Genomic DNA, 2,235 nt, shown 5'->3' on the forward strand with positions numbered 1-2,235 from the left:
TCCCGGTTCATATCTGCCGAAACCTGCAGGAATTCGGTGTCCGGAAAGCCTGTGGCCGAGGTGTACGGCACGGGAAGTGTTTCGGCATGGATGCCGACCAGATGGCTCTGGAACCGGGTGGCGAGCGGAATGGCGCAGTCGAGCACGCGCTCGGCGTCCTGCTCGTTCTGCAGAATGGCGACGATGGTTTTGAATCGCATGACAATCCCTCGATTTACGAGCTGGCGAACTCGTGCCGGGGAAACGTTGCAGCGTCGTGCTTTGTTCCGGTCTGGACCAGATCAGCCGGGATTGCTGGCGAAGCCGGCGACCATCGCCTCGACGTCGGCGCGGGCGGCGTCCAGCGCCTCCTGGCTGCGGGCACGCACGACCAGCTCGGTCCAGAACTTGCCGTCGCCATATTTCGGGTAGGAGCCGATGATCGTATCGGGATGCGCTTTCTGGATATCACCCAACGGCCCGCCGATGAGGCCTTCGCCGAACGGGCAGGGCACGGTCGCCGAAAGCATCTTCGTGCCGGCCTTCAGCGTCGGCACGACATTGTCGAGCATGGCCTGGAAAATCGATGGCACGCCGGCCATGACGTGGACGTTGCCGATGCGGAAGCCAGGTGCGACCGACACCGGATTGTCGATGAGATCGGCGCCGCGCGGCATCCGCGCCATGCGCTTGCGGGCCTGCGTATATTCGATGCCACGCGCGGCATAGCTTGCTTCCAGCATCGCATAGGCCCGGGCATCGTATTCGCAAGGCACGCCAAAAGCCTTGGATATGGAATCGGCCGTGATGTCGTCATGCGTCGGACCGATGCCGCCGGTGGTGAACACATAGGTGTAACGGCTGCGCACGGCATTCACCGCGGCGATGATCTCGTCTTCCTCGTCAGGGACGACACGCACTTCCTTCAGGTCGATGCCGATCGCCGTCATGATGTCGGCGAGATGGCCGATGTTCTTGTCCTTGGTTCGGCCGGACAGAATCTCATCGCCAATGACGAGCATGGCGGCGGTCACGATTTCAGGCATGGAAGGCTCCGGCAAGGCGTGTGGCCTGGGAAGGCGAGTGATCTGAGATAGCGCGGCGCGACGGTAGCCGCAATGTCATCTTCGCGCCGCCAAGGCGAGCCGATGACGTCAAGGATCTAGGTTCGAACCGTTCGAGGGAATAGGGCACATGCAGCAATTCGTCGTCCCGGAGCGAACCGCCGCGTTCATCGAGCGCATCGCCGGCCGGGCTTTGCTGGTCAGGGGCCTCACCTGAGCCTCACGACAATTTCAAGGAACCATTCGGCTGACTACCGGGTTTTATGAGTGTCGCACCAAGGCGGCTAAGATACGGAGTGATTCAATGGTTACAAAAATTCTCGCAGCATCTGTTCTGACGATCGGTCTCGCAACATCGGCGATGGCGCAGTCACTGGACGACAGGTATTCCAACAATCGCGACTGGTGGCTATTCGGCAACAACGATCAGACAACTGTCGATCCCTATACCACGGGAAGCATCAGTGACGGCTCCGGGTTGAACACCCAAGGCAATACCGGCGCGATAGGCCCATGTGCCCACAACACGCCAGGCCCGGACGCTAACGCTGGGCAAAACGTCAACGATCAGTATTGCGGCAAATAGCCAGAACGCGATTTCCGAAAAGCGGATACCGATTTTCTGGAAAGCCATGTTCAAGGGCTAGTCCGCAAGGCCAATCGCTGGCCGCTGGCGCGTCCTCTCTCGGACGGCGCTGCGGTCGGCGCCTGCCGGACCGCTCAACATCAACGGCGAAAGCGAATTAATCTGACACTTCTGTCTGCGGCCGGTCGCGGCCGTCGGCCAGTTCTTCGTGCCATTTGCCTTCGGCGTCCTCATACTGGATGCCGTCGGTCGCTCCGGCGACCTGCTGCTCGGCCGAGGCGATTTCGGCCGCACGCAATGCGTCCTGATGCGTGGGGAACGTCTCGGAAAAGGTCGCTCCGACCTTGTAGGCCCAGCCGCCGTCATGTTCGACGATCTTGTAAGTCAGCTTCGCCATGGAAAACCTCCGGTTGAAAGGTCCGTCTGCTCAATGCAGCCGGTCGTCGGGCAGTCTGTCGTCGGGCACCAGCACCTCCGATTCCTTGGCGGCTTCAATCAGCGCCCGGCGCGCATCCGCTGTCGAACGATAACCTTCCAGCACTTTGAGGCAAGTGTCGAGGGCATCACGATGGCGCGGGCCGCGATTGAGCGGCCACACCGTCATCA

The 2,235-nt window shown here is 61.1% G+C and carries 4 protein-coding genes and 1 pseudogene; 1 reads left to right on the top strand and 4 read right to left on the bottom strand.

Features of this window, described 5'->3' with window-relative positions; genetic code table 11:
• Both EN939_RS30930 and EN939_RS30935 read right to left on the bottom strand, forming a co-directional pair.
• Positions 1 to 200 (bottom strand): annotated as a pseudogene (locus EN939_RS30930) (universal stress protein); the annotation flags it as partial.
• An 81-nt stretch (positions 201 to 281) separates the two neighbouring features.
• Positions 282 to 1,025, bottom strand: a complete 744-nt coding sequence (locus EN939_RS30935; protein ID WP_127271427.1) for a competence/damage-inducible protein A — start codon at positions 1,023 to 1,025, stop codon at positions 282 to 284.
• Between the two features lie 322 nt (positions 1,026 to 1,347).
• Between EN939_RS30935 and EN939_RS30940 the strand changes: the two genes are divergently transcribed.
• Positions 1,348 to 1,629, top strand: a complete 282-nt coding sequence (locus EN939_RS30940) for a hypothetical protein (protein ID WP_084016230.1) — start codon at positions 1,348 to 1,350, stop codon at positions 1,627 to 1,629.
• A gap of 157 nt (positions 1,630 to 1,786) precedes the next feature.
• On the opposite strand, the gene EN939_RS30945 is transcribed toward EN939_RS30940, so the two are convergent.
• Together EN939_RS30945 and EN939_RS30950 are read right to left on the bottom strand one after the other, a co-directional pair.
• Positions 1,787 to 2,026, bottom strand: a complete 240-nt coding sequence (locus EN939_RS30945; protein WP_013532013.1) for a DUF2188 domain-containing protein — start codon at positions 2,024 to 2,026, stop codon at positions 1,787 to 1,789.
• Positions 2,027 to 2,056: 30 nt separating this feature from the next.
• The coding region (locus EN939_RS30950; RefSeq protein ID WP_164751374.1) for a DUF982 domain-containing protein at positions 2,057 to 2,235 on the bottom strand (179 nt) is incomplete at its 5' end.

Source organism: Mesorhizobium sp. M7A.F.Ca.CA.002.05.1.1 (assembly GCF_003998335.1).
Classification (GTDB): Bacteria; Pseudomonadota; Alphaproteobacteria; order Rhizobiales; family Rhizobiaceae; genus Mesorhizobium.

What these genes read in the sequence shown, in the direction of transcription:
- EN939_RS30935 (WP_127271427.1), bottom strand. Translation starts at nt 1,025, where the DNA reads ATGCCTGAAATCGTGACCGCCGCCATGCTCGTCATTGGCGATGAGATT.
- EN939_RS30940 (WP_084016230.1), top strand. Translation starts at nt 1,348, where the DNA reads ATGGTTACAAAAATTCTCGCAGCATCTGTTCTGACGATCGGTCTCGCA.
- EN939_RS30945 (WP_013532013.1), bottom strand. Translation starts at nt 2,026, where the DNA reads ATGGCGAAGCTGACTTACAAGATCGTCGAACATGACGGCGGCTGGGCC.